This is a genomic window from Actinomadura sp. NPDC048032 (assembly GCF_040653175.1).
Classification (GTDB): Bacteria; Actinomycetota; Actinomycetes; order Streptosporangiales; family Streptosporangiaceae; genus Spirillospora; species Spirillospora verrucosospora.
In genome coordinates this window covers 1-1,065 of sequence record NZ_JBEZJP010000832.1, presented here as the reverse complement: position 1 = coordinate 1,065, position 1,065 = coordinate 1, and the positions used below count along the sequence as shown (strand labels likewise).

The 1,065-nt window shown below is 70.0% G+C and carries 1 protein-coding gene and 1 pseudogene; one reads left to right on the top strand and one right to left on the bottom strand.

Going from position 1 to position 1,065, the window contains the following annotated elements:
- Positions 1 to 132 precede the first annotated feature (132 nt).
- On the bottom strand, positions 133 to 363 hold the full coding sequence (locus tag AB0C69_RS42565; RefSeq protein ID WP_353832652.1) for a hypothetical protein: 231 nt from the start codon (positions 361 to 363) through the stop codon (positions 133 to 135).
- 105 nt (positions 364 to 468) lie between these two features.
- Between AB0C69_RS42565 and AB0C69_RS42560 the strand changes: the two are divergent.
- Positions 469 to 978 (top strand): annotated as a pseudogene (locus AB0C69_RS42560) (alpha/beta fold hydrolase); the annotation flags it as partial.
- Positions 979 to 1,065: the final 87 nt, after the last annotated feature.

Here is a 1,065-nt window from a genome sequence, read left to right as displayed (position 1 = left end):
GTCAGAGCCCATCTGGTGGCTTGAGGGAGCCTCGGCCGACGGGTGGAGGTGCGGCGGACTGTGTGGGTTCTCGGCCTGGGGACGGCGTCCGCGTATGGGTGGGTTGGCTTGGTTGCGAGTGAGGGTGACGGGTCAGGGCCATACCTGGTGGAGGGTCCAGGGGCCGGGGCTGTGCGGGGCGATGACCTCGGCGATGGCGGGGCCGTCGGGTGTCGCGACCTGGAGGCGGTAGAACCTCGCCTGGCCCGGAGCCTGCCATTCCTCCAGGACGCGGCGCACGTGGTAGCGGCCTCGGGGGCCGGTGATGTGGGAGGGGCGGCCCGTGGGCGTGGTCTCAGCCGAGACCGGTTCATCGATCAGCACGGGACGACAAGCTAATACGAACACACGTTCGAAGCGAGCGACGCGCCGGGAAGGTTCTCGCATTCAGGCGTCCCGGCCTTGATCGGGGCTTGAGGGGGAAGGGGAATGTCCGTGCGGCTCGCTAGTGTCGCTGCCGCCGCACTACGGAGGTCGATGAACATGGCGACGTACACACTCATCCCGGGCGCGGGCGGGCAGGCCTGGTTCTGGCATCGGCTGGTGCCGGAGCTGCGCGCTCGGGGGCACGATGCCGTAGCCGTCGAGCTTCCGGCCGGGGACGACGCCGCGGGGCTCTCGGAGTACGCCGACACGGTCGTCGAGGCGATCGGGGATCGGACGGACGTCATCCTGGTGGCGCAGTCGATGGGCGGGTTCACAGCGCCGCTCGTCTGCGAGCGGGTGCCCGTCGACCTTCTGGTGCTGCTCAACGCCATGGTCCCGTCGCCAGGCGAGACGGGCGGTGATTGGTGGGGGAACACCGGGCAGGCGAAGGCGATGTCCGACCAGGCGGTCCGGGAGGGACGGACACCGTCCGCGGAGTTCGACGTCGAGGAGTGCTTCTTCCACGACGTGCCGGACGACGTGAAAGCCGTGGCGCTGTCGCAGGAGACCGTGCGTGATGTCGCCGCCCGCCACACCGCCGGTGTGGAAGGTGCGCATCGTCAGCTGCGTGCCGGGCTCGCCGATGGACTGCGCGGCGAT